The 24,787-nt window shown below is 60.0% G+C and carries 23 protein-coding genes and 1 rRNA gene; 11 read left to right on the top strand and 13 right to left on the bottom strand.

The window, feature by feature from the left end; genetic code table 11:
* Together JRN21_00005 and JRN21_00010 are read left to right on the top strand one after the other, a co-directional pair.
* Positions 1–437: ribosomal RNA gene (locus JRN21_00005) — 23S ribosomal RNA — on the top strand; the annotation flags it as partial.
* An 84-nt stretch (positions 438–521) separates the two neighbouring features.
* Complete coding sequence (locus JRN21_00010; GenBank protein MDG6987695.1) at positions 522–1,142, top strand: hypothetical protein; 621 nt, start codon at positions 522–524, stop codon at positions 1,140–1,142.
* Between the two features lie 120 nt (positions 1,143–1,262).
* Here the strand turns inward: JRN21_00010 and JRN21_00015 are convergent, their stop codons facing one another.
* The 4 genes from JRN21_00015 to JRN21_00030 all read right to left on the bottom strand — a co-directional run bounded on the left by JRN21_00015 (position 1,263) and on the right by JRN21_00030 (position 7,433).
* Positions 1,263–1,712: a hypothetical protein gene (locus JRN21_00015; protein MDG6987696.1), complete on the bottom strand. Its 450-nt coding sequence runs from the start codon at positions 1,710–1,712 to the stop codon at positions 1,263–1,265.
* A gap of 371 nt (positions 1,713–2,083) precedes the next feature.
* Positions 2,084–2,662, bottom strand: coding sequence for a hypothetical protein (locus tag JRN21_00020; protein MDG6987697.1), 579 nt, complete (start codon positions 2,660–2,662; stop codon positions 2,084–2,086).
* 3 nt (positions 2,663–2,665) lie between these two features.
* Positions 2,666–4,735 (bottom strand): hypothetical protein, encoded by a 2,070-nt coding sequence (locus JRN21_00025; GenBank protein MDG6987698.1) that lies wholly within the window; start codon positions 4,733–4,735, stop codon positions 2,666–2,668.
* On the bottom strand, positions 4,728–7,433 hold the full coding sequence (locus JRN21_00030; GenBank protein MDG6987699.1) for an ATP-binding protein: 2,706 nt from the start codon (positions 7,431–7,433) through the stop codon (positions 4,728–4,730). The genes JRN21_00025 and JRN21_00030 overlap by 8 nt, the downstream gene beginning before the upstream one ends.
* Positions 7,434–7,704: 271 nt before the next feature.
* On the opposite strand from JRN21_00030, the gene JRN21_00035 reads away from it, so the two are divergent.
* Positions 7,705–8,067 (top strand): hypothetical protein, encoded by a 363-nt coding sequence (locus JRN21_00035; protein ID MDG6987700.1) that lies wholly within the window; start codon positions 7,705–7,707, stop codon positions 8,065–8,067.
* A gap of 53 nt (positions 8,068–8,120) precedes the next feature.
* Here the strand turns inward: JRN21_00035 and JRN21_00040 are convergent, their stop codons facing one another.
* Together JRN21_00040 and JRN21_00045 are read right to left on the bottom strand one after the other, a co-directional pair.
* The gene (locus tag JRN21_00040) at positions 8,121–8,873 is read right to left on the bottom strand and encodes a GNAT family N-acetyltransferase (GenBank protein MDG6987701.1); all 753 of its coding nucleotides are present in this window, start codon (positions 8,871–8,873) and stop codon (positions 8,121–8,123) included.
* A 159-nt stretch (positions 8,874–9,032) separates the two neighbouring features.
* The gene (locus tag JRN21_00045; protein MDG6987702.1) at positions 9,033–9,878 is read right to left on the bottom strand and encodes a class I SAM-dependent methyltransferase; all 846 of its coding nucleotides are present in this window, start codon (positions 9,876–9,878) and stop codon (positions 9,033–9,035) included.
* A 115-nt stretch (positions 9,879–9,993) separates the two neighbouring features.
* Between JRN21_00045 and JRN21_00050 the strand changes: the two genes are divergently transcribed.
* From JRN21_00050 to JRN21_00070, 5 genes are all read left to right on the top strand, one after another.
* On the top strand, positions 9,994–10,425 hold the full coding sequence (locus JRN21_00050) for a hypothetical protein (protein MDG6987703.1): 432 nt from the start codon (positions 9,994–9,996) through the stop codon (positions 10,423–10,425).
* A gap of 128 nt (positions 10,426–10,553) precedes the next feature.
* On the top strand, positions 10,554–11,135 hold the full coding sequence (locus JRN21_00055; GenBank protein MDG6987704.1) for a dihydrofolate reductase family protein: 582 nt from the start codon (positions 10,554–10,556) through the stop codon (positions 11,133–11,135).
* Positions 11,136–11,317: 182 nt separating this feature from the next.
* Complete coding sequence (locus JRN21_00060; protein MDG6987705.1) at positions 11,318–12,940, top strand: acyl-CoA dehydrogenase family protein; 1,623 nt, start codon at positions 11,318–11,320, stop codon at positions 12,938–12,940.
* A 472-nt stretch (positions 12,941–13,412) separates the two neighbouring features.
* Positions 13,413–14,543, top strand: a complete 1,131-nt coding sequence (locus JRN21_00065) for an MFS transporter (GenBank protein MDG6987706.1) — start codon at positions 13,413–13,415, stop codon at positions 14,541–14,543.
* 103 nt (positions 14,544–14,646) lie between these two features.
* Positions 14,647–15,009 (top strand): DUF952 domain-containing protein, encoded by a 363-nt coding sequence (locus tag JRN21_00070; GenBank protein ID MDG6987707.1) that lies wholly within the window; start codon positions 14,647–14,649, stop codon positions 15,007–15,009.
* 121 nt (positions 15,010–15,130) lie between these two features.
* On the opposite strand, the gene JRN21_00075 is transcribed toward JRN21_00070, so the two are convergent.
* The gene (locus tag JRN21_00075; GenBank protein MDG6987708.1) at positions 15,131–15,475 is read right to left on the bottom strand and encodes a hypothetical protein; all 345 of its coding nucleotides are present in this window, start codon (positions 15,473–15,475) and stop codon (positions 15,131–15,133) included.
* Positions 15,476–15,693: 218 nt separating this feature from the next.
* On the opposite strand from JRN21_00075, the gene JRN21_00080 reads away from it, so the two are divergent.
* A complete protein-coding gene (locus JRN21_00080) occupies positions 15,694–17,433 on the top strand; it encodes a DEAD/DEAH box helicase family protein (protein MDG6987709.1) in 1,740 nt (579 codons plus the stop codon).
* Here the strand turns inward: JRN21_00080 and JRN21_00085 are convergent.
* Together JRN21_00085 and JRN21_00090 are read right to left on the bottom strand one after the other, a co-directional pair.
* A complete protein-coding gene (locus tag JRN21_00085; protein MDG6987710.1) occupies positions 17,336–18,196 on the bottom strand; it encodes a PD-(D/E)XK nuclease family protein in 861 nt (286 codons plus the stop codon). The two genes, JRN21_00080 and JRN21_00085, sit on opposite strands and share 98 nt — an antisense overlap.
* Positions 18,197–18,484: 288 nt before the next feature.
* Positions 18,485–19,078 (bottom strand): nucleotidyltransferase family protein, encoded by a 594-nt coding sequence (locus JRN21_00090; protein ID MDG6987711.1) that lies wholly within the window; start codon positions 19,076–19,078, stop codon positions 18,485–18,487.
* 61 nt (positions 19,079–19,139) lie between these two features.
* On the opposite strand from JRN21_00090, the gene JRN21_00095 reads away from it, so the two are divergent.
* Positions 19,140–19,997 (top strand): XdhC family protein, encoded by an 858-nt coding sequence (locus tag JRN21_00095; protein ID MDG6987712.1) that lies wholly within the window; start codon positions 19,140–19,142, stop codon positions 19,995–19,997.
* Position 19,998: 1 nt separating this feature from the next.
* On the opposite strand, the gene JRN21_00100 is transcribed toward JRN21_00095, so the two are convergent.
* Genes JRN21_00100 through JRN21_00110 form a run of 3 tightly spaced genes read right to left on the bottom strand, consistent with a single transcriptional unit; the run spans position 19,999 to position 21,841 of the window.
* Complete coding sequence (locus tag JRN21_00100) at positions 19,999–20,436, bottom strand: carbon monoxide dehydrogenase subunit G (protein MDG6987713.1); 438 nt, start codon at positions 20,434–20,436, stop codon at positions 19,999–20,001.
* Entirely contained in the window at positions 20,436–20,975 is a 540-nt protein-coding gene (locus JRN21_00105) for a (2Fe-2S)-binding protein (GenBank protein ID MDG6987714.1), read from the bottom strand. The genes JRN21_00100 and JRN21_00105 overlap by 1 nt, the downstream gene beginning before the upstream one ends.
* Complete coding sequence (locus JRN21_00110) at positions 20,972–21,841, bottom strand: xanthine dehydrogenase family protein subunit M (GenBank protein ID MDG6987715.1); 870 nt, start codon at positions 21,839–21,841, stop codon at positions 20,972–20,974. Before JRN21_00110 ends, JRN21_00105 begins: the two co-directional genes overlap by 4 nt.
* 69 nt (positions 21,842–21,910) lie before the next feature.
* On the opposite strand from JRN21_00110, the gene JRN21_00115 reads away from it, so the two are divergent.
* The gene (locus JRN21_00115; GenBank protein ID MDG6987716.1) at positions 21,911–24,319 is read left to right on the top strand and encodes a xanthine dehydrogenase family protein molybdopterin-binding subunit; all 2,409 of its coding nucleotides are present in this window, start codon (positions 21,911–21,913) and stop codon (positions 24,317–24,319) included.
* Here the strand turns inward: JRN21_00115 and JRN21_00120 are convergent.
* Entirely contained in the window at positions 24,300–24,785 is a 486-nt protein-coding gene (locus JRN21_00120; GenBank protein MDG6987717.1) for an MOSC domain-containing protein, read from the bottom strand. The genes JRN21_00115 and JRN21_00120 overlap by 20 nt on opposite strands.
* Positions 24,786–24,787: the final 2 nt, after the last annotated feature.

The following is a 24,787-nucleotide window of genomic DNA, read 5'->3' on the forward strand; positions in this document are numbered from 1 at the left end:
AGTTGCGATGTCGGCTCTTCCCATCCTGGTCCTGCAGCAGGGGCCAAGGGTGGGGCTGCTCGCCCATCAAAGGGGAACGTGAGCTGGGTTTAGACCGTCGTGAGACAGGTCGGCCTCTACCTGATGGAAGCGGTGGTTCACTGAGGGGAAGCCCTGCCCAGTACGAGAGGAACAGCGGGGCGTTGCCTCTGGCGTACCGGTCGTCCGAGAGGGCGTCGCCGGGCAGCTAAGCAATTGTGGATAACCGCTGAAAGCATCTAAGCGGGAAGCCACTCCCGAGAAGAGTGAACCTTAGGCCTTAACCCCTGCAGCAATGTGGGGGAGCGGGCCTTGGAGGGGAGCGATAGAAGATCGCGTTGAAGTGGTGGGGGTGTACGCTGGAAGCTTCGGCGACCAGTTCAGCCCGTCCACTAACTATACCCCAACGCAGGATGAGTGACGCCCGGCGGAGGCGCAATGAACCCTATGCACGGCGATAAGGCCTTGGGTGTTATATCTGGCCCGAGCAACATTACCAATGTTTGACCCATTATTTTCTAGCAGTTCTACTCAATAAGGACAATGGCACTAACTTCAAAGAGAAAGCCGAGGAGCTACTGGCGCCATACGACGAACAACTGAAGGGCGTTGAACACGAAGAAACTTGCTACTGCGTCGGACGGGAGGCAAGACGGAATGCCTACAACGCTGCCCGAGACAGGTTCGGTTCGCATAAAGCTTCTATCGAATCTCTCGACTATGCGATGAAGACCTTCGAGTCGGACCCCAAAAGATCGTCTCCTGACTCCAAGTGCGAGTTCTGCCTCGGAACAGGGAAGTGCAAGACCGTCTACAATCCCAAGGGGGAGTGGGACTGGTGGCGGGTCGGGGGACGATGGGACGGTGCGATTCAGGGCAAACCTCAGGACTACGATGGGCACGGGAATGTCTTCGGCGAAGGACACCTGGAGCACAACATCTCGACTCCAAAGTTCATGCTGGACCACGACATCATTCCTGCGGCGATAGTCACCCCCGACGGCGTCTGGCACGAGGAAGACTTCGAGAACTTCGAAGGCTGGGCACGATGGTCAGTAAGAGCCAAGTCAATTCTCTCGAACAACCTCGAAACACTTGCGGTGGGCATTGACATTCACAAGTAGTCACCGACGGAGGCGCAATGATCCCACGTGCGGCGAAATGCCGCGGGTCGGATTCGAACCGGCTACACTCATTCTAGCTCAACCTCCCAGAGTCACAAGATTCCGGCCGTGTGGACGCCCTCACTCGATTATCTTCTGCGATCGCAGCTCGCGGAGGACCTTCTCGACCATGGGGTCCGTCACCCAGGGCTTCGAGACCCTCAGCGCCCCCGGCAGGTCCCTATCGTTTATCCCGCCTGGTGAGTCTTTCAGCGCGATGGCCGCCGACGCCACCTCTATCCAGCCGTCGCTGTTGTCCATGAACCAATCCAGCTTAGACAGGATGCCAGGGTCTAGGTCTGCTTCGCCTCCTGGCTTGGCGTCGTAGTACCACTGCGCGAGGGTCGGCGAGTAAGGGCCGTGGATGTAAAGGCTGAACCCGAGGTCAGAGAAGGGCTTGACCCCAAGGTGCTTGAGGAGGAAGGCAGACTTCTGGAGCCTGAACCTAGCTGAAAAATCATCGTCAATGGCTCTCCCTGTCATCCCTAGGTGCTTCATCAGCCAGCCGACCGGTACTTCGCTCTTTGGCATCAGAAACCTCCAGGACACTTTCGTCCGTCTCCGGTACTTAAGAGGGGCAGCCGAAACCGGCGGTCTGAAAGGGGAGGTGTAGATGGAAGTGTTCAATGACGAGAGCTTGGGTTTGGAGCGCCTCGGCCACCGACTATCTGTCCTCCTTCAAAGATGGGAAAACCGACGAAAGAGGGGAGGCTGAGGGTCTGGGAGAAAAGGCGATTCAAGCACTGCCGAAGTCGGCCTACGAGACCCTTGTTTCCAGGCTCAAAAAGCCGCGTGCCCTGGGAGCGAAGAAACCTGCGAAGGTCTCACGCAGCAACAGACGCCAGACCAGGTCCCTTTTTCCGCATCGTCCAACGAGTCACCCTTCGGTCTAGCCGCTTTCTTCAGAGGTTGTCCCGAGGTCCAGCCTCGACCAGCTTGCTGTATTCTTCCCTGAGCCATCGGGCAAGATGCTCATCAAAGTCCATCAAGGCGCGCACGCTCTGTCTAACCAGTTCCCCGTCAGCGGAGGCTACCCTTAACTCGACTGAAATCAAGCCGCTATCTCCCCCGACGAAGTTGGCGCTGACAGAATACTTCTTGTTGACATCTGTTAGCGCCCGGTCCGCCTCGTCGAGGAGAGCCACTATCCCAGGGATTTGCTTCTCAAACTTGTGGCGAACGCCTTTATCCACAAGGTTAGGCACCGCCTTTCCCAGCCTCTTTCGTCCAACCTGCTCGGGATAGTCGAACTCGATTCTCTTCCTTACATCGAGGAACACCGAGGTCTCTAGTGTCAGCACCCGGCCCTTCTCTGAAGCGTTGTCTATCCATCCTTTTCCTTCCCCGAGGGGAAGGTGGACTAACCATGAAGAACCGTCTTTATGAACGAGGTCCGAAGTCTGTTTCAGGACGTACCTGTCGCCCGTCTCTTCTTCGAGCAACCGTTTGACGGTTTCGCCGTCTACAACCTGCTTCTGCAACTTCTAGGCCCTCCTAGATTTAACGTATTTGAGGTATATAACACCCCTGCCCTCTTTGTACGACCAATGAATCTCCATCGCGACCCCTCCAGCTATACCTCTTCCAATTTTCTCCTCTAGCATCGCTAGTCGTTTCTCGTTCCCGAGTATTGCATTAACATCAGCTTCGCCCCTCGCTAGGCCTTTGTACGACTCCTTCCAGTGTTTGACCATTACAAGGACGGCTTGTTCATCTTTCTTGCAGATTAGATCGGGACCCTTCCTCTCGGAAATATGTGTCCTGGAGAAGATTGGCTCCCCAACGGGCTCCTTCGATACTATCTCGAACCCAGATTTTCGGAGCGTAATCTCTGCCACAGACTGCCCTATGTCTCCAATGTGAACCCGCCTCTCGCTTTTGGACGAAGCCATCCGCCAGTATTCCCACGCTGCCGTTTGATTACTAGGCGAGAGCTCAATCTTCACCATTCGGGTCGAAAAGTCCAAGGGCTTGGCGATTCTCACGCCAGCTGAATCCATCTCCACCTTGTGAATTTCGGGGGGCAGGCGTTCGAGCTTACCCTCCGCAGGAACCAGTTTTACATGTGGGAACCGGTCACTTGTGGTCCGTCTGTACTCGAATTTGTATGAGTTTCCCTCGGCCCTGATTGACTGGACTTGCGAATGATCTCGCAAGCGGAAGTCGAATCCTTCGGAAGACTTGGCGATTTTCACTTGTCCCGCACCTACAAGTTCTCCGTCCAAGACCGCTTTTCCTTCACGAGTCCTGAGAGCGAAGCTGTCGAACTTCAACTCGCCACGCTCAATTCCTAACGAGAGGCGCCCTTCGGTCTCCACCAGTCGGGTGTTCTCCAGCCCCATGGGCGGGTTCTTGTTGTACTCTCTCGCGAATGACTGGGGGAGAAGAGACTCAATACTGCTGACTCTTACCTCCTCTCCAACTTCGACTCCAATGTGGCGCAGGTCTATGTACGTCTTCTGTTGCCTGGGGGTGTGACTGCAGTAAAGGACGTAGTCCGAGGACTCATTCTCTCTCACCAGGACGACCGCAAACACGTTTTCTTTCGAGTCTTTGGGGAACTCGGACCCCTGAACGACCAGCATTGGCGACCCCATATGCTCAACAACTTGCCTAATCGCGGTGGGCTCGAACTCGCGTTCCGCACGAGCTGCCGCACCATCACTTTCACGAGGCGGCCCACGCTCCTGTTGAATCATCGCAAGTTGACTGCCCTCTTGATTATAGCGCGCCACCCCGTCAGCAGGGTACTGTAGAGGGAGAGATGTGCCTCCTTTGTCCTCGACTACAGTGGTGGCGTTGCCTTTGGAGATTGCACCGACTTCTCGTTCAGAGTCACCGGGCATGGTTACCTGAATCGCACTCGCAGCAAGCGTCCCTTCCGACTGTAAACGCTGCAAACTTTGATTTTCCCCTTCAGAAGGACCAGGGCTCCCAACTTCGCTGGGCTTCGTTTGCTCGGTGATTACGAAATGGTCGTCGTTCTTGACGTGCACCTCGACAGCCTTCGGCGCTTCGGTTTCTCTAGTAATCTCGGTCTTCTCTTCGTCTGGCTTTGCCTGCTCCGTGGGGTTCTCTGTTGCATCTCTGGTACCTGTTATGGTCCCGGCTTCCTTACCCTCGGTAGTGTCCGACCCAGGTGCTTCTTTGCCGCCCTCCGACGTCGCTTCCTTGTCTGAGCTGTCCGAACCCTTCGATTCCGCTTCCGACCCCTCTTCGCTCTCGGCCTTCCCCTCAGACCCGGCCTCCATCTCCTCCTTCGGCAGGTTGTACAGCTGGCCCTCGGGGATGTCCTCGCTCAGCCCCTCCGGCCCGTACTCATCGACGACCTGCCGCCTGAACTCCTCTAGGTCTTCCTCCGTCAGGCGGTCCGCGCCTTCCTTCTCGTCTTCCGGAAGCGGAGCCGCCACCTCCTTCTCGTCCCCCTCTTTCACCCTCAGGGCCTCGTCCGACTCCCCTGCGCCTTCATCAGCGAGCTCCTTCCTGAACTCCTCGAGATCCCCGTCCCTCGGACCCTTCTCGTCGTCCTCGGGCCTCTCCGACCCTTCACCCACGGGCTACGGCCTCCAACTCCCTCCTGAACAGCCGCGGGAACTTCGCCCTCCGCTCGGCGTCGAAGGGGAGGTAGCGGGCCGTGGCCAGGGAAAGCATCTTCGTCGCCGCCTCGACCTGCCCCTCCCTGTCCCGGCTGAACCTGCTCGCGCTCAGCATCAGGAACGACCCGAGGAGCTCCCCCTTCCCCGTCCTCGCCCAGATGCGGTACATCTCGAGGAACGGCTTCCTGAACCCCGCCGAGTCCACCAGCTCCCGCATCGCCTCCTCGGCGCCTCGCTCCCCCTCGCCGGGCGGGTTCCTCAGATAGAACCCGGCCATCCGGGTCCGCACGTCGTCGTCCGAAGCCTCCCTGATCCCCAGCCTGGCCACGGCGTCGTCCACCTCGACCCTGAAGGGGACCGGATGCCCCTCGACGCTCACCACCGCCTCCCCGGGCATGAGGGCCGTCAGGACCGCCGACTGCTCTCGCGTCGCGTTCATGGCCCCGGCCATCACCTTCCTGTCGTCGTAGGAGGCCACGCGGTGGACCATCTTGGTCGCGGTGTTCTTTATCGCGTCGGGGAGTATCTTCGTCGGTATCTGCTCCACCACCGCCAGCCCCTCACCGAAGGCCCTCAGCTCGGCTAACATGTTCCCGAACCGCTCCGCCAGTATCCGCCTGGGGTCCGTCGACTCGGGGTCTCCCTTCTCGGTAGAAAGCCTCGGCAGGAGCCTGTGGGCCTCCTCCACGAGGGTGAGGTGCTTCAGGTGGCGGGACGGGCCGCTGGCCTGCACGAACCCGGCCACGTTCATCAGGAGGAGCGAAGCGACGAACGCCTTCTCCTCATCGCTGGCGAGCCCCCAAAGCTCTACCACCGTCGGCCCGCTCAAAATCTCCCCTAGCGGGGTGGATGCCCGCGCCCCGAAGAGCGGCCCCTTGGTCCCTTCCGTGAGGCTGTGTAGTCTGACGCCGATGGCCGCCTCGATGTCCATGGTCACCCTGGGCTCGTACCCAAGCTCCCTCACGACCCTCGCCGCCTGCGCCTTCACGTCCTCCAATGTCACCGGCCGCCCCTCCCTCCCGGAGGCGAGGTCCCATCCGCACGCGTTGTACGCCGCGGCGAAGACCCGGGGGATGACGTACTGCACGGGAGAGTAGGCGACGAACGACCCGTTCCAGACGGCCACCAGGTTGTCCAAGTGGGCCTGGGGGCTCACCCCCGGTGGCGGTTCGAAGATGTTCAGCCTGAGGGGGGCGGCGCCCTCGACCCCGGCAGTGAAGACCCTGAGCCCAGGCACAGCTTCCATGAGGTTCCTGTACTCCGACTTCGCAGGCTCCACAACCAGGAAGGGGACCCGCAGCCTGTCCAGCTGGACCAGGAGGCCGAGGCACGAAGTGGTCTTGCCGGAGCCAGTCATCCCCGTGACGAAGAGGTGCTTCGCCAGCTGGTCGAGAGGCATCCGCACCGCCTGGCCCGTCTTCCCGGAGACTGAGACGACCTCGCCGAGGACCACCTCCCCCTGGGTGGCTGCGGGCGCCTGGAACTCGGCCGACGGGGCGACTTTCATCCCCAGGGGGACCTGGGGGACCCAGAGGTAGGGGGCAGCCTCGGCCGGAGTCATCAGAGCGGAGGGGTGCCAGGTGGACCTGTCGGAGGCTCTCGGGCGCCGGACCCTCAGGCCGTCGATCTTCCTCTGGCTCGAGAGGGCCCCGGCGAGGACATCGGCAGCGCGGGCGGCGGTGGACGGATCTCCGGCCGAGACCTGGACCGACACCCTGACGGGTCTCCTCGCCAGCAGGCGCTCCAGACCCCTCACAGAGTCCTCGAGCCTGACTTGGTTCGGATGGTCGACTACAGTGGTGGTCCTGTCGTCGTCGGCCTGCTGATACCCCGAGCCTTCGGCGAGCTTCCTCTGTCCTCTGGCGGCGAGCCACCTGGAAGCGGGGTTGACCCATCCGGGGGAGAGCCTGATGCTGTAGCTCCCGTCGAGCCGGTTCTCCACGAAGAACCTGGCGAGGGGACCGAGAGGGTCGGGGGCGAGCGCGGGGATGCCGTCGACCGACACGGAGTAGGCCTCCACTGACGCATGGAGCTCAGCGGCTTCGGCCCCGAACTCGGGGAGCTGGGACTTCGCTACCCTCAGCAGATCCGGGAGGCGCACTGCGGCGTCTTTGCCGGTGACAAGGAAGAGTATTCTGCCCGAGCCTCCGGAGAACTCGAGCCTCATCTCCACCGGGGCGCCTGTCTCGGCCAGGGTCTGGCTGAGGCGCTGGAACCTCAGCAGGGTCTCCTTCGGGTCGCTCTTCCTGGGGTCGAGATAGCGGAGGGGGACCTTGGTGAGCTCGACGCAGGGAACTGCTCCGGGGCTCTTCGGGCGCGAGGCGAACAGCTGAGAGGCAGGACCCCCGACCTTCTCGGCGGCGTCTCTGAGGATCCTAGGGAAGGCCCCCAGGGCCAGCAACGCCACCCCCAGCCCTCCGAATACGAGCGGGGAGAATGTGCCCCCCTCGACGACCGCGACCACGGAGAGGACGAGGAAGAAGGCACCCGCGCGGGCCATCCCCCTCGACGGGCCCAGGGCTGCGGGCCGGCTCTGCCTCTCTGACCACCACTTGTAGAGGAGGACCAGGAGAATCGGGACCCCGACCACCAGAGCCCCAACGTCCAAACACCAGAGGGCGAAGAGGAGCGCCAGGGCGTTGAGCTTCCACCCCATCAGGCGCCACCCGCCGGAGGTCCCCGAGTCATCGACTGTGAGGTCGTCCCCGAGTTATAATGACTGACGCACAACTTGTGCTCTCAAGTTGTGAACTTTTGCAGGAGCGCAGCCATGAGACGGCGAGGGGAGGTCAGACCGCTTTTCATAACACCCTCGGACCGGGTCTAGTTCATCCTCGGGACGAGGCATTCCCGGTGGAAGAGCAAACCCCATCCACGATAACCAAGCCAAGGTTATTCAACTACAAGACAAAGGCTAGTGATACAAATTGCCGATCGAGGTCAAGTACGAACCATTCAAGGAACTCGTCATCAAGGATCACACTTACGAGCCAAACGCCGAGAAACTTGCTTCACTGGTCGCGCCTGCGATTGCAGTTGGCGCCCAAGCATACCTCCAATGGGCTGATGGGGTGGTGTACGTCCCATCTACTGCTCCTCCTGACGTTCAGTACGACGAATTACTGGAGGGCAAAGTAATCTGGCTAGGAGTAACGTTCGCACCTATGCCCAAGTTCGCCTCACTAATCAAAGTCGGTGGAATCGAGGTCCCGGTCATCGACGTTTCGAAGAGTGAATTGAGCGTAGCCGCAGCCAAGTGGTTGAAGAACCAAATGCTCCAGGCGCATTGAATTCTCTGCGGCGCATAATGCCCTTGGTTTCCGACCGACCGTTCAAACGTATATCAGGCGTTAACCTTGACACACAACGACTCGCCTATCTTTCGGTAACCTAGCCGAGAGTAGATTCTTTGCGCTTCGGTGTTGCGTTGGTCTACATAAAGCACGGCAGACTCGGCTTTCTCCAACGCCTCCTTCGTAACGGCAGACGTGACCGCTGTTCCGTACCCTCTCCGCCTATAGCGGCTGTGAGTAATCACCCCTGACACGACCCACACCTCTGGCAGCCTGGCGTAGGCGTGACCGGTGGCTGCCAATTTTCCTTGCACGTCGTCGAAGGCCCCGAAGGCGACGTCGTTTGCGAGCGATTCCCTGCTCCTCCTTAGGACAGCTTCGGTAATCCTGAATCCGTCTGGCAGGACCAACCTTGCGTAATCAAGCGCATCTTTCGGAGTGAGTCGGACAACTGCAGGAGTTGAGGCAAGGAGATGCTCTTCGCCTCTGTGAACGACCATCACATCCTGAACGTTGGCGACCGGGTCGGAGAAGTTCCTGGTTATCGAAAGAAGGAATCTGGGATCTGAGTTGAGGTACAAGACCTTCCGCCTCCTCCGTTTCCATACCTTCTTGACGAAGAACCTCAGAAGATCGTTCGTTACGGGTTCTCCCAGTCCTCTCAACCAAACATCTACTGTCTGAGGAGTATTCAACACAGAAAGGTAGCCATCAATGGAGCCGTCAGACCCTATATGGACGAAAGTCTTCGAACCTTTGATGGAGTTGGTCAGCCGGTTCATCGCGTAGGCGTTCGGAAGCACGCCGTCTCTCCGAATGAAAGCAACTGCGTCGTCCTTGGCGCTCCTAACTACCCTGACGACATTCTGTTTCGTGCGGCACTAGCGCTCAGAGGGTTTGATAGATATTCCCGGCGGGGGCGCGATGAACCCTATGCACGGTTCTAACGGCTCGACTACGGCCTACCGTTTCCCTGAAGTCAAACAGATTCGGGGGCGTTTCTCTGCTTCATCCATCAGCAACTTCTCTGCGTTCTCGTACTCGTCTTTCATTCCCTTGAGCCTTGACGGGTCGTACGGGAAACAGATGGGGGCGTAGTCGAGGCCAGATTCTATGAACTCTTGCGACACATCATGGAATCCTTCAGCCTCGAAGAATCGGGCAAGCTCGGCGCAGGAAGGAAGGTCCAACTCCCACCCCATTCTCGTCCTCATCGAATAGAATGCTCGATACCCAGGGCACTCGGGGTCTGACAGGTCCGATTCGGCAACCGCCAAACACCCGCCCTTTCGGAGCACCCGGCTTGCCTCGCGGGTGAATCCCCTAATCTCTTCCACGCTTCCGAAGTTTCTGAGGGAGTGAACAGAGGCTACCAACTGGACGGATCCACGCCTGAGAGGAATCGAAGTTGCGCTAGCCCTGATTCCCGATATCCGTTGGGCGTGACCGAGGATGGCCGAAGTCTTCTTGAACTCGTTCCACCATCCTGTCCTGCCACCACCATCCATCAGGTCTAGGCTGGTCACCTCAGCTGACCTGGCTGCACACGCGAAACTGAAGAAGCCTTTCCCACAGCCGACGTCAAGCACCTGGGCGTCCTCTACCACGAGCCTATCTGCAATAAGGTTCCTTTCTGTGCCTATGTCAGAGGCATCGAATATGTCTCTCCACGTTCCCTCTTTCTTGAGGAACGCTTCCAGCGTACCGCTCCACGATTTCTTCCTTGAGGTGGGTTTCTTGTTCAGTTCGGGGAAGACCTGATCGGCAAGGATGCTCAGGGTCTGCGTGCTTTCAGGGACAGGTCTCAACGGGCAAACCCGGCAGCTCAACGAGAGTTAGACCTTTTCTCGGCAGAGGCGCAATTAACCACACGCACGGACGATACGGCCCAACTTCTTATCCTGTCCTTGCGAGTGTCACCCTATGGACGTCCTCTTCATATGCATAGGAAACATCAATCGCAGCCAGATAGCCGAAGCCATCTTCAACCGACTCTCGGTGTCAGGTCACGCGAAGAGTGCGGGCTTGAAGCCGAGACGGGCAGGCATTCTCTTGGCAAAAGAGCACAACAACCCCGTCGAGGTGATGAAGGGGGAAGGCTACGACCTCTCGAAGGCGAAAATCAAACGAGTGACAAGGAAGATGGTGGAAGCGGCTGACAAGACGGTACTTATCTGCAGGCGCGAGAACTTGGCCGAGGCACCAGACTTTCTCAAGGGGCGTCCCAATGTCGAGTTCTGGGACATGTGGAGCATAAGCGACGAGACGGCGCCCGTTCAGTATTCGGCCCTCGAGAGGAAGAGGATCAAACTGATAGAGGCTCACGTAAGAGACCTGATAAAGCGAAGCGAGTAGTTGTCCCAACGGAGGTGCAATGGACCCCACAACGGCTGTTTGGGGCACCCTTCCGCAGAGTTGGCGCGTATTCACAGTCTAGGTGCTAACAGTCCTTAAGTGGACGCGGAGGCACCAAGTATCGCTACATGGCAAGGAAGGTCACAGTCAACCTCTACATGACGCTCGACGGCTACGGGGAGTTCCCCAAGTATCCCGGCTCGGACTTCATCCCGAAGGACCCCGACGCGCAATTCACTGAGATGTGGGTCGACCGCTACGACAACGTCGACACGGTCGTGATGGGGCGCCGCTCGTTCGAAGGCCACCTGGCTGTCCACTCAGAAAAGGCGAGGAAACCGGATGACCCGTGGTACATGTTCGAATACTCCCGATGGCTCGACCGCGTCCAGAAGATTTGCCTGTCTCACACCCTCAAGGAGACCGACTGGCAGAATTCCAGGATAGTGTCGGGGGACCTGACCGAGATCATCAACAGCTTGAAGGCCGAGCCAGGCAAGGGCATTATCATAGAGGGCGGTCCTGCGCTGGCCCACGAAGCCATCCAGCGCGGACTGGCGGACGACTACCGGATGGTCGTAAGTCCGGTGATCCTCGGGAAGGGCAACCACTATTGGGGGACGATGGCGAATCAGCAGACCATGAAGCTGCTGTCCGTCAAATCACTGCCCTACGGGGAGCTGGTACTGCACTATGAAGCAGTCCGGTAAGACCAGGCCAAGAGACGCGCCAGCCCTGGGACGAGCTATTCCCACCGAAAGCGCGTTTCACCTACGCACGGTTAGAACCCTCGGCAAGCTGAAACGACCTCGACTGCAGGTGCATCGTATATAGGAGGGAATTCCACTCGGGGAACGGCGCTACCTTGAACGTCGACGAGTTCTACGGCCACATGTCCAACGCGTACGGCAGGAACCACTTCGGGGTCGATAAGCCGTTCCAGTTGATTCTGAGGCACTTCGCGGGCAGAGTCCTCGATCTCGGTCCTCTGGGGTCGTTCGCCGGAAAGGAGCTCTACGAGCTGGCAGACTACGTCGACAAAACAGCGAGGCCCAGGCTGGTGAACTGGAGCATCAACGGCGAGAGGGTCGACGGGGTCTGGCTCGACCAATCCGAGCGGCTCGCCCTGGAGAGGCTCTTCAAGGAGTTCGCTGTCAACAGGTCCCCTTACAGGGGAGGGTCCTGGTTCGACCACTACGCCGCGATATACCTGATCTCTGACCCTGGCATAGCCTGCATCCTGACGGTCACCAACCAGACCGCCTATGCCCTCTACAAGTACGGAGACGACGAGCAGAAGGAACTCGTCGGGGGGCTGATAGGCGAAGGGCAGATAAAATACGGCGCGACCTGGTTCACGGAACTCCAGGGAGGGAGCGACTTGGGCGCGAACCTGGTCGGGGCCCATCAGGAGAAAGGCACGTGGCGGATTGTCGGTGACACGAAGTACTTCGCCAGCGACGCAGGTCTGGCCGACTACGCTCTCGTTACGGCGCGGCCGCAGGGGGCGCCCGCCGGCGCGAAAGGGCTGGGGCTCTTCCTGGTGCCCCGGTACGACTCGGGGGGGAGGAGAAACTTCGATGTCAGGAGGCTGAAGGACAAGAGCGCGACCGCGAGCGTACCCACAGGGGAGGTCGAGTTCCACAGCTCGGAGGCGAAGCCCGTGGGAGACATTCGGAACGGTATCTACTACACGATGGAGAACCTGATGGTCTCACGGCTGGCGAACTCTTTCGGCGCCTTGGGTGTCGCCAGGAAGGCGTTCCTTGAGGCATACTACTACGCCCAGAAGAGGGCGGCCTTCGGGAAGCTCCTGGTAGAGCACCCCCTGGTCCAGAGGGACCTGCTGGACATGGAGGTATACATCGAGGGGTCGCTTGCCCTTGCGCTCAAAGCCGTCAGCCAGTTCGAGAGGTCCTGGAAGGAGTCTCCCCCGTACACCGATGCCTACCATTATGCGAGGCTCCTTACCCACATCACGAAGAACACGACGGCCGAGATGTCCGCCTATACGACCAAGATGGCGATGGAGCTCTTGGGAGGTCTCGGGTTCCTGAACGAATACCCAATCGAAAGGCTACATAGGGAGGCGCTCATCACGCCCATATGGGAAGGACCCAGCAACATCCAGGCCCTCGATATGCTCGAGGCCATCGCTAAGAAGGGCGCACACATGACGATGCTGGAAGACATGAAAGGCCTCCAAGGCGGATTCGTCGAGGGACGGGAGGTGGCCGCGCTCGCCTTGAAGGGGATGGAAGAGGCGTTGGCAAGCCTCTCTTCCTCGGACGATGCTGCGGCCCAGTTCTTCGCCAAGGACGCGCTTAACACTCTGGGCCATGGGGTTGCAACCATCATGCTCCTGGAGGTCGGGAAAGGGCTAGGATTGCGGAGGTTCATCACCATGGCCCGGCTGTACGCCCATCGGTTCCTCGAAGGTAAGCCCTATCCTGCCGAGTCGCTCGCCGTCGCGAGGAAGCTGTTCGCAGTGGACGAACTGGTTCAGGACGTCTGAGCGACCAAAAATCCAGCCGCCGGGTCCAAAGCAATCGCGCATCAGGTCAGTCCTGCCTTCGGAACGCATCTCATGGGCGGAGGGGCGGGGGTTCCATGCGCGGTGAGCCCAACGCTTTAGAGCCAAGTCTACCGAGAACAGTCCAACCAAAGTTGCACAGATCGTCCCTATGACAGGCATATCTAGCCCAGGAGAGTCGACGGTACATCGAGAGCTAAAGAGTGGAGGCTACGAGGCAGGTGGCATTGAAAAGTCCCGCTCGCGCTCCTCCATGGTCCGCAGGACAGACGCGGCCATAGGCAGATGGGAAACGGAGATGGGCGGAGACAAGACCACGGACTGCAGGCCGATAGCGATCTTACGGCTCGGCAGCCAAGGCACCAGATACCCCGGTGGCCTTCGCCACCTACATCAAGACCAAGGGAGGATACGCTAGCTGCACACCCTCCGGATCTACGCTCTGCTCAACGCCTTGGCCAGCAACCTCGTAGTGCCCTTCATCAGCTTCCTGACAGCTTCGGCCGGGATAGTGGGCGAGCCCCTCGCCCTGGTCTCGTCGGCCGGGACGACGTTTCCCGGCCTGGTCCAGTACGTCCTGAGCAGGATGAAGTCGGAGGCGAAGACCCTGGTCGTCGCAGGGACAGGTCTCGCGGGCGTTCTTTGGGTCGTCATGGCCGCGCTCCAACTGTCGGGACTCCTGTTCGTGGGGGCCTTCCTGGCCATCGAGGCGCTGAGCGGGGCGTCCCTCTTCGGCTGGATGCTTCTGATGGAGAGCGTGAGCAGGACGGCGCGGGGGACGACCCTCGCGCGTTACCAAGTCTACACCTATCTTGGAGGACTGGGGGCAACACTGTTCGCGGGGGTGGTCGTCGGTCCACAGCTGCAGCTGATGCGCTTTTTCTTCGCGGGGGCGGGCGTCTTGTATCTGGTAAACGCCTGGGTGGTCAGCAGGGACGACGCCAGGGTCGAAGCAGCTCCAGGCGCGGGCAAGGCCTCTCCGAGGCTCAGGAGGTTCCTAGGGATCAACTCGCTCTTCGTCTTCGTGTGGTCCCTGGCGTGGCCGCTCTTCCCAATCGCCCAGGTCGACATCTTCAACATGAGCGAGACCGAGATAGCGATAATAGCGGTGATAGGCGGGCTCTCGTCAATCCTGCTCCAGAAGGCCATAGGCAAGGTAGCCGACAAGAGGAGGAGGCTGATGATGTTCACCGGCAGGTTCATGCTCGCCTGTTTCCCTCTAGGGTACGCCCTAGCCTCCTCGGTCTACGAGATCTACATCGTGAACATAGTCTCGGGCTTCACCAACTCCACGGGCATAGCCTACACCTCCTACCTGTTCGAGAATTCGGTAGACAAAAGGAAGGGCATCGGCCTCTACAACCTAGCGAACGCCCTGGCCGCCGCCGCCGGCTCTTCGTTCAGCGGTCTTCTCTACGTCGCGCTCTCAGGAGGCGACGCCGTCGCCGTCCTCAGGACTATGCTGATGGCCGTCGCAGGTGCGAGAATTGCCGTCTCTTTCCTCTATCTGACCCTCAAGGAGGGAGAAGGAGGGGCCGTCTCCGGCGGAGGGATGGCGGCCGAGACCAAGGGCGACCCGGACTAGAGCTCCTGGACCTTCCTCTTGGTAGCAGAGGCCCAGGCAACTACCAGACGACTTCTCCTTTCGGGGAGACAGCGCGACCAGAAGCTCGCGCCAGAACGACTAAATGCCCACCTCTCTACGCCGGACCAGGTTGAGCCTGATCCTGCACATCACTAAGAGCGCAAGGTGGAATCAGACAAGACTTACCGGGTCGTACACGGCGAAGACCCAGCAAGAAGATGGGTTCATACACTGTTCCAATCCAGACCAGCTGGCTGCCGTCGCCAAGGCTTTCTACAGCGGGAAACGGGATCTTGTGCTTCTCTGCATCGACCCTAGAAAGGTCAGGGCCGAGGTCAGATACGAGAGGTCGGGCTCGGGCATATTCCCTCATATCTACGGGCCCCTCAACACCGATGCGGTCGTTGCCGTGTTCCCATTCGAACCCAATGGCCATGGAGGTTCTTCGGCACGGACGCAACGCTGAGAGTCTGAGACGGACGCAAGTTCCACGCTGACTTTGCCTCTTCGACGAGGCAAGACTGACCCTGGGCGCACCGGCGCCGAACGACAGGCGGGTCGTTATCTTTGAGGGGGGGCGCTTGGATTCAGCCGACCTTCCGCCCGGGGAGGTCCAGGACATCATACTTCTCCCCATGCACAAGCAGGTACGATATCCTCTGGAAGAACCACCTGACGTCTTCAGGTATCTCCTGCTCTGCCTCCTCTATCGCCCTGATCACGGGCTTCACTGCATCCTCATGTAGCCAAATCCGCAGGTCTCCCCTCTCGCACCTGAACTGCACCCCTTCCCTTCGCCCGCAGATCTTCTGAGCTTCCGCTTCGATTTTCGCAGCCCACCTGCACCTCTGGTCATCGCCGAACCTGTCCAGATGCATCCCCACCTGGGAGAAGGTGACAACCTTCCCTCCCACTACCATCTCCAACCACATGGCTGGCCGCCGCCCGCGCTCCGAGATATAACGGAAGGAGGTCTTGGACGAGGCCCCCGGGGGAGGGGCCGCTCGAAAGTGTGGGGCTGGAAAACCCAAACGGTCGCGACTCGGGCTGGCGAGGGCAACGAGGATGTCTACATCCGAAGTCATCAATGCGGCCAAGAGGTCCCCATGCCCGAAGTTTATACCCGTTCAACCTGGGACAGCTTCCACCATTGAAGTTCTGTCCTTCATGCGGCTCAAGGGTCAAGGGGGCCCAAAGCTCCTGTCCTAAGTGCGGAGCCAGCCTGGGATCGAATGCCAAGACCCTCCTCGAGTCCTTCCCTTTCGCAACCCTCAGGCCTTCACAGAAAGGGGCCCTCGACGACGTCGAGGCGGCCCTGTCGGCGTCGAAGCGTTTCATCATACTGGAGGCGCCAGTAGGGTTCGGCAAGTCCGCCATCGCCGCGGCACTTTGTCGCCACCTGGGTTCAGCCTACCTGCTCACCTCCACCAAGCAGCTCCAGTCGCAGTACTCTGCCGACTTCCGCTTCCCTCTGGTCACAGGCAAGTCCAATTTCACCTGCCTAGTCCCTACTTCCAGGGGGACGTTCCCGGCCTGCAGCAGAGGGAGGTGCGAAGCCGACTGGACACTCTCCGAGTGCCCGCACCACCTGACCTTCGAGGAATACGACGAGCACGTCAGGGGTGTCTGCCGCAGAGACGCCAAGTGCCGCCGCCTGAAGGGCGATAAGCTCTGTCCCTACTACGAACAGAAGTGGGAGGCGTTCAGGGACCCCGTGATGGTCGCCAACTATCCGTTCTTCCTTTCGGAGTTGAGCTACACCGACGACGTCAGGCGGAGGAAGCTCCTCGTCTGCGACGAGGCCCACGACATCGAGAAGCAGATGGTCGGATTCGGGTCGTTCTCCCTCAGGTCGTCGACCCTGGGAATCTATTCAGGCGCGGAAGGTGCGCCGTCTATCCCGGACATGGGGGTGGAAAACGCAGGAGCCTGGAGCGAGCCCCTAGAAGATGCTAGGAGAATCCTAGAACGGTTCGTCGAGGAGAACTTCGACGACCCCGCCGTGCAGGACAAGGTGGCCTCCTGCAAGGACTCCCTCGAGGCCCTGAAAGGGTTCGCCGACGAGCTTAGCGAAGACCCTTCAAACTGGATAGTCAACGGCGTAAGGGTAACGGCGTCCCCCGATGGGCCCTCCGTGGAGGAGGTGGCCTTCCAACCCCTCGACGTGGCGGGGTACACCAGCAGGCTCTTCGACACGGCGGATACCGTTCTCCTGATGTCTGCCACCGTCTTCTCGAAGAACGTCTTCTGCAGAACCCTCGGCATCCCCGAGGAGGAGGCTGCGTTCATCAGAGTGCCCGACTCTTCCTTCCCGGTGGAGAACAGGCCGATCCACGCCGCGAACGTCGCCCAGCTCAGCAGGAGCACTATGGACGCCTCCATGGGAGCCATAACGAGGGCCGTGGACGAAGTGATGACCCGCCATGCGGGAGAGAGAGGGGTGATCCATACGACATCCTACGGCCAGGCGAGGTACATCATGGAGCACGTCTCGGAGTACAACAGAGGGAGACTGTCGAGCACGGAGAACGTAACGTCCAGATCAGACCTCATCAGAGCCCACAGCGGACGGGACGAGTCGGTCCTAATCTCGCCGAGCCTCTACCAGGGGGTCGACCTGAAGGACGACTTATCGAGGTTCCAAGTCCTGGTGAAGGTCCCCTATCCAGACCTTTCGGAGAGGAGGACGAGGGTCAAGCTGGAGAGAGACCCTGGTTGGTACGACTGGCAGACGGCGCTCAGGCTGGTGCAGACCTATGGTAGGAGCGTCAGGGGCGAAACGGACCATGCCGTCACCTATGTACTGGACTCGAATTTCCCCAAGTTCGTGAAGAAGAACCAGGACCTGTTCCCCGGGTACTTCTTGGAAGCACTCGTCTTTCCACAGTAGAGTTCGGACCGAACTTCACCAGGCTATACGGACAGATGGCGCTATACTCGCATATCTTGCATTTCCCTGGGCTGCTGCTCGGGACGGCTCCCCTCCTGCCGAGCCAGTATCCCTGGGCCCAGGCGACCGCCCGCTCAGCCTCAGCCGCGTCATGTGGGAAGACGAAGAACCTCATCCCAAACTTCGCTTCCAACTCCTTGGTTTCGCCGTTCATCAGAGAACGCGTTATCCTCGAGAGCATCTCTTCTTTCTGAGGCCGTTTGATGTCTTCCTGCCTCCAGCGCACAAGCGCCAGCTGCATCCTCGAGCAGTCAAATCCCATCTTCTCCATCAGCAGGCCGTAGACCCTTACCTGGACCAGCTGGTCGTCCCAGAGCTTAGTTGGGTCTCCTTTTGTCGTCTTCAGTTCGATTACCCACTTGGGAACGGACTTCTCGAACACCACCGCGTCCGGCATCCCCGCGACGTCAATGTCGAGTATCCTCCCATGAACTCCGAAGGAGGCCGTGAGGAGAGGGGCTTTCTCGACGCGTTCCACCAAATCTTTCAGCTCAACTTTCTCCATCGCCAGCACTTCTTCATGGAGGTTGGTCCCGGCCTCCTTGGCTTCGCTGGGGATATCGCCGTGGACATAGCTCTGTTCTACCTTGGCTTCACAGTAGTACTGCTGGGCTATGCTCGACACAGCCACGAAGCTCTGGTCGAACCTGTATGCCTTCCCGGCGGCAAGAGGCTCGGACATCGACTTCTTCCACTCCTCCACCACGCGTCCTCCCCTCGAGGGAGCACATCCACCCGGTAACATACTTTGAGGATGTGTCGCCCGAATCCCTCCGTCATTCTAGACGCCGTCACGTCCTGACTCACGTCGCGTCCTCGACGAGGTCAGCCAGTTGATAACACGCTGAAGTTCTCAGTCTTCGAACAGGCCCACTATCTTGTGAAATCATAGAGATGTACTGGTCGATGGACGTGCCTCTACCCAGATGATGTAGATACCCGCCATGAGGGGAGTCAGGTCTTCCGTAGTATGGCCGCTTCGTCGCACCAGTTACTCTGGCCCGTCCGGCAATCGGAAGCCGTCAAGGTCATCGGGCTCGTCGATGTCGGTCACCACTCCGTCGTCTTCCACCGGAATCTCCAGCAGGAAGTCCCGGTTCCTCTCTACTATGGCCTTCGCGCCGACGTCTCCGCGCACCTGCGACATCTTCGGGAAGAGTGCTCTATCGAAGAGCACAGGGTTCCCCCTCCTGCCATGATAGACCGGCGCCACGATCCGTTTCTCAGAAGACCGGTAACCGGCGATCAGGGCGTCGACGGTATCCGGGAGGACGGAGGGCTGGTCTGCCAGCACGATCAAGACAGCATCGGCCGTCCCTGCCGCGGCTATGCCCGCCCGGAGCGAACTGCCCATTCCTTCGGCGTACCCTTCGTTGTGGATTACCTCTTCTTTACCGAACTTCACCGCAGCCCTCAACTCTTCCCAGTGCGCTCCCGTGACTACGACCACCCTGTCCACCTTCGTCTTCCGCAGCATGTCCAGGACCCTCTGGAGCATCGGGACGCCGCCGACGTTCAGGGTTTGCTTCGGCCTCCCCATCCTTCTGGACTCTCCCGCGGCCAGGACTATCGCAACGATCAGCATACAGCCGCGATCGCTCGAACAAGAATTATTAAGCTGGAACGTCCTTCTCGCCACGGCGCTCTTGAAACAGGTAGATTTTGCCAAGGCGATGGGCGCCCTTGTGGGGCGAGGCGAACCCTTCGCCGTGGCCACGGTGGTCAAGACCGAGGGGGCATCGATTGGCAAACCCGGGTTCAAACTGATCATCTCCAGCACTGGCGAAGTTCTCTACGGCACCCTGGGGGGCGCATGCCCGGAGTCTGCGGTGGTCCCCTACGCCAAGAAGACCATCAGGACTGGGCTCCCGAAGACCATCAAAGTCTACCTCGAAAGCGTAGAGGACTCTGTGGGTGCGGTCCTGAAGAGTCAAGGCGAGGACGAGGTCCACGTGGAGACCAACTGCGGAGGAAACATGGAACTTTACATCGAACCCTATCTGCCGACGCAGAGGCTTGTCATCGTAGGCCAGGGGGGGAAGGACGACGTGGAAGATGCACTGGTCGGCCTGGGGAAGGTGCTGGACTTCGACGTCGTGGTGATAGACCACAGCCCTGTCCTGACCGAGCAGCCTGACCAGGTAGTAAGAGACCTGGATGGATTCGCCTTTTCGGACTCGGACTCGGTAATCGTCCTCACCAAGGGGGCGAGGGATGTGGAGACTCTGGAGGCGTTGTCCAAATTCAAGCTCAGATACGTGGGGCTTATGGCAAGCGCGCAAAGGGCGAAGGACAACCTGGCCCAGCTGAAGAAGGACGGCGTCCCGGAGGCGTTTCTGTCGTCGCTGAGGACCCCCGTGGGGCTGGACATCGGAGCGATCACCCCCACTGAAATCGCACTAAGCATAATCGCCGAAGTGGTTGCCGACAGATATGGAAAGATCGCGGTGAGGAAAATGCTCGGCAGAAGCGCCGGCTCCGTACGAATCGAGGAATCCGGTTGATTTAGGCCGAGGCCGCCTTCGCCAGGTTGTCGGCCACCTGCCTGATGTACTTTTCGGCTACCCCACCTATCAGCCTCGCCCCGACCCCGGCCATGGTCCCTCCAACCTGAGCCTCAGCGACCCACTTTGCGACGCACCCGTCCTGGGCATCTTCCATTTCCATCTTCATGCTGAGGTCTATCGTGCTCTGCATCCCTCTCCCCTTTCCCACGAGGGTCGCCCTCCTCCCCTCTTCTTTGTCCGCTATGGTGAAGGCGAAGTCGATCGTCCCGCGGATTGGCCCGATCCCGGTTTTCGCCTTGACCATGAAGTGGTCGCCGTCGACGACCTTAGACTCGACGACATCTGGCACTATGGTGATGATGCTCGCCGGGTCGGTTATGAACGAGTAGACCTTCGCCCTGCCAGCGCTGAACTGCACTTTCCCTTCGTAGCGCATCACAGGCTCTCACCCGGAGGTCCCTGGATCTCTCCCTCCTTCCGTCGGGGCGCCGCAGCCCTGAACGACGTCTTCCCTTCTCTGGTGAGCTTGGCGGCGTACCGGACAGACTCGACTATCTTGACGTACCCTGTGCATCTGCATAGGTTGCCCGTGAGCGCTTTCCTAATCTCCTCTTCGTCAGGGTCCGGGTTCTTCTGGATAAGGGCATAGGCAGACACGATCATCCCGGGCGTGCAGAAGCCGCACTGCAGACCATGTTTCTTCCAGAAAGCGTACTGCACCGGGCTCAGGCTGTTCACGTCCCCCAGCCCTTCTATTGTGGTGACCTTCCTTCCCGCGGCCTGGACAGCGAGCACTGTACAGGACTTCACGGCCCTGCCGTCGAGTAGGACGGTGCACGCGCCGCAGTTCGAGGTGTCGCAGCCGACATGGGTGCCTGTGAGGCTGGCCTCCTCCCTGATGAAATCGGAAAGCAGCGTAGTCGCCTCGACATCCGATTCCGTCCTAGTCCCGTTTACTTCCATCTGGACCTTCATCTCTGCCCTCCCGCCCTCTTGAGGGCACTCTCGAGCGCTCTCCTCGCGGCCACCTTCACCATCTCCTGTTTGTACTCCGCCGTCCCTCTGAGATCGGACACTGGCCTGGCCTCCGCAGCCGCCAGCTCCGCTGCCCTGGAGAAGGCACCCGTTCCTGGTCTGCTCCCCTGCACCGCTTCCTCTGCCTTCTTCGGATGTAAAACCGTCGGCCCGACCCCGGTAAGGCCTACGCCGCACTCGCCGACGGTGCCGTCACGAACCCAGACCCTGGCCGCCACCCCGACTATGGCGAAGTCGGTGGCTTGCAGCTGCAGTTTGATGTAGGCGCTCCCCCTGCACCTCTCCGCGTCGAATCTGATCTCCTTCAGGACCTCTCCCCTCCCCGCGGCAGTAGTGAACGTGTCTAGGAAGAACTGCTGCGCCCTCACCCTCCTTTCGCCCTGCCTGCCTACCAGGACCATCTCGGCACTCGAAGCCACGACGACGGCTGGGACGTCGTTAGCAGGGTCCGCATGACAGACATTCCCCCCGATGGTCCCCATATTGCGGACCAGGGGGTCGGCGATGCTCCCAGCGCAGTCTATGAGCGCCGGACACGCCTGCTCCACCGCCCTGGATCCCTCAACGTCGGCCATTTTGGCGAGCCCTCCTATGACTAGGACTCCGTCCTCTTTCCTGATATGGTCCAGCCCCCTCACACGCCCCAGATCGATCACATGACCCGACGAGAAGAGCCCCAGCTTCATCAGCGGGATTATGCTCTGCCCTCCTGCGAGGAACTTGGAGTCTTCTCCATACTTTTCAGCGAGGTCGATGGCTTCTTCGAGGGTCTCAGGCGCGTGGTACTCGAAGGGGTGGAGAATCAAAGGCCGCCACAGGGTGGGGCGAGACTCCAAGCAATAATATTTACTTAGAGTGGTTCCGCACCGATCCCGTTGGCCTCCACGGTGCAGAGCCTGGCGAGGAAGGATGAGGGAGTGCTGGGAAAGCCGATGACGAGGATGGAGGACCCGAAGTTCATCACCGGGACCGGGAAGTTCATCGACGACATCAGACTCCCTGGCATGCTCCGCGCGGCCTTCGTGCGGACGACGTACGCCCACGCCAGAATACTGCAGATCGACATCTCGAAGGCCATCGAGTGCAAGGGGGTGAGGCTCGTCCTCACCGCGGCTGAAATCGCCAACGACATCGCTGAAGTCCCTTCGGTCGGACGGTCCAAGGCGGCGAAAGCGACCCACCGCCGGGTCCTGGCCTCGGAGGAGGTGAACTTCGTCGGCGAGCCCGTCGCCTTGGTGGTGGCGGACGACGAAAGGTCCGCCAGGGAAGGGGCAGAGCTGATTGAGGTGGAGTACGACCAGCTCCCGCCAGTCATAGATCCCGAGAAGGCACTGGAGAAGGGGTCGCCCAAGGTCCACTCCTATCTCAAGGACAACGTGGGTTACCACTTCGAGAAGAGCTTCGGGGACCTCAGGAGAGCGTTCGCCGTGGCCGAGCACATCGTGAGGGTCGACCTCGAGTTTCCGAGGCTCAACGCGGTCCCGCTCGAGCCAAGGGACATCATCGCGTCATATGACGGGGATGGAATCCTGACCGCCTGGGTCGCCAGCCAGTCTCCCCACGAGATGAGAAGCGACCTGGCGTCGATTCTGGGCATGCCCAAGCCGAAGGTGAGGGTGATCGTTTCCGACATGGGGGGCGGGTTCGGCCAGAAGGGGTTCTACCCAGAGTATGCGTCGGTCTGCTACGCCGCGATGAAGCTCAGAAGGCCAGTGAAGTGGGTCGAGTCGAGGGCGGAGAACTTCCTCGCAGCGTCTCAGGGGAGGGGGCAGACGCAGCATGTGGAAGCGGCCGTTACCAAGGACGGCAGGATACTCGGGCTGAAGGTCAAGGTGATCTGCGACGGCGGCGCCTACAGCGACTGGTCCATTTCGATGCCCGAGACGACCGTCCAGATGTCCACCGGAACCTATGACATCGGGGCGTTCAGTGGCGAGGCGTTCACAGCGTTCACAAACAAGTCCCCCATAGGCGCCTACAGGGGGGCGTCAAGACCGGAGGCAGCCTATCTCATCGAGAGGACCATCAACGTCATAGCGAAGGAACTGAAGCTAGACCCGGTGAAGGTCAGGCTGAAGAATTACGTGCCGAGGACGAAGTTCCCCTATCACTCGGCTGGTGGGCTCACCTACGACAGTGGAGACTACGAAGGGAACATGAGGGCGGCCCTGAAGCTGGCGAAGTACGGCGACATGCTCCGCTATCAGAGGACCGCGAGGGCCAGAGGCGAACTCGTGGGCGTGGCCGCGATAACCTACGTGGAGGTCTGTGGTTTCGGGTCAGGATACCCCCAGACGGCAACTGTCACAGTAACGGACCAAGGGGAGGTCATCGTCACCAGCGGCACCACCCCCCACGGCCAGGGTCACTGGACCCCATTCGCGCAGATAGTAGCTGACGAGCTGGGGGTGGAGCCACAGGAGGTCCAGTTCCGGTCAGGAGACACCAACTCATTGCCGTGGTCTACCGTCACGGCCGGGAGCAGGTCGGCAGTGGTCGGAGGGTCCGCCGTGCTGTTAGCGACCCGCAGGGTGAAAGAGAAGATGGCGAAGATTGCGGCGAAGATGCTTGGGACAGGGACGCGGAGGCTGACGTTCTCGAAGGGTAAGATATACGCAGAGGGATCGGGGAAGAAGGCGTCGTTCAAAGAGGTCGCTTCGACCGCCTATCAGCCCACGGAACTGCCCGAAGGAATGGAAGCCTCGCTGTACGAATACTGCGCCTTCGCGCCGCCGGGGAACACCTTCCCGTTCGGCACCCATCTGGCTATGGTGGAAGTGGACAAGGAAACGGGGAAGGTGAAGGTCATCAAGTACGTGGCGGTGGACGACGTCGGGACGGTCCTAAACCCTCTCATAGTGGACGGACAGGTCCAGGGAGGGATTCTGCAGGGGATATCTCAGGCCCTGCTGGAAGGGATAGTCTACGATGATAACGGCCAACTCGTGACTTCCACCCTTTCCGACTACCACATCCCTGTGTCCGACACCGCCCCGTCCATGGAATGCTACAGGACGGAGACCCCCTCCCCGCTCAACCCCCTTGGAGCCAAAGGGGTCGGAGAAGCGGGCACCATAGCGGCCACCCCCGTCATAGCTAACGCAGTAGAGGATGCCCTCTCGCCATTCGAGGCTACCGTGGAGAAGCTCCCGTTGACCCCTTCCTACATCTGGTCCCTCATGAAGGCAGGGAGAAACAGAACCTCGGTGCCATCAGGTCATCGGAAAGCAGGACGTCTCACCCGAAGAAGCAGGCAGTCCCGTCTCAAACGCGGGCTTCCGTGATGGGGTCTCCTGCCTTCACCCATCCTTCTTTGACGACCCTGGCGTACCATCCGCGCCGGCCCAGCATAGTCTTCAGGAACGCCTGTCCTCTCGACCTCACATATGGAAGGAGGAACAGGTTGTCGCAGGGCTCACAGGCCCTTGAAATCTGGAGCCGGGCCTCCCCCGCCGTGAACGCCTTTCCGACGCTAAACGAGGAGTAGGGAATCCCACTGGTGGTGAGGTTCTCGCCCAAGTCTCCTGGCTTCACCGGCCATCCTTCGGCATTGAGCTCCTCGACCGTCTCGATCGGCATTATCAGGACGGCCGAGTCCGGGTCGTCCTCGATTTCTTCATGCCTGTAGACGTTGTAGTCCCCCACAAGGCCCCCCAGACCAACGAAGGCCGAGTCCACGGACTTCTTCGGGAGTCCCCTTTCGCCAGGGGTACGGACCTTTACACTGATCTGGCGGACTGTGCCGGCCACGC

This window comes from Nitrososphaerota archaeon (assembly GCA_029785825.1).
Taxonomy (GTDB): Archaea; Thermoproteota; Nitrososphaeria; order Nitrososphaerales; family Gagatemarchaeaceae; genus UBA183.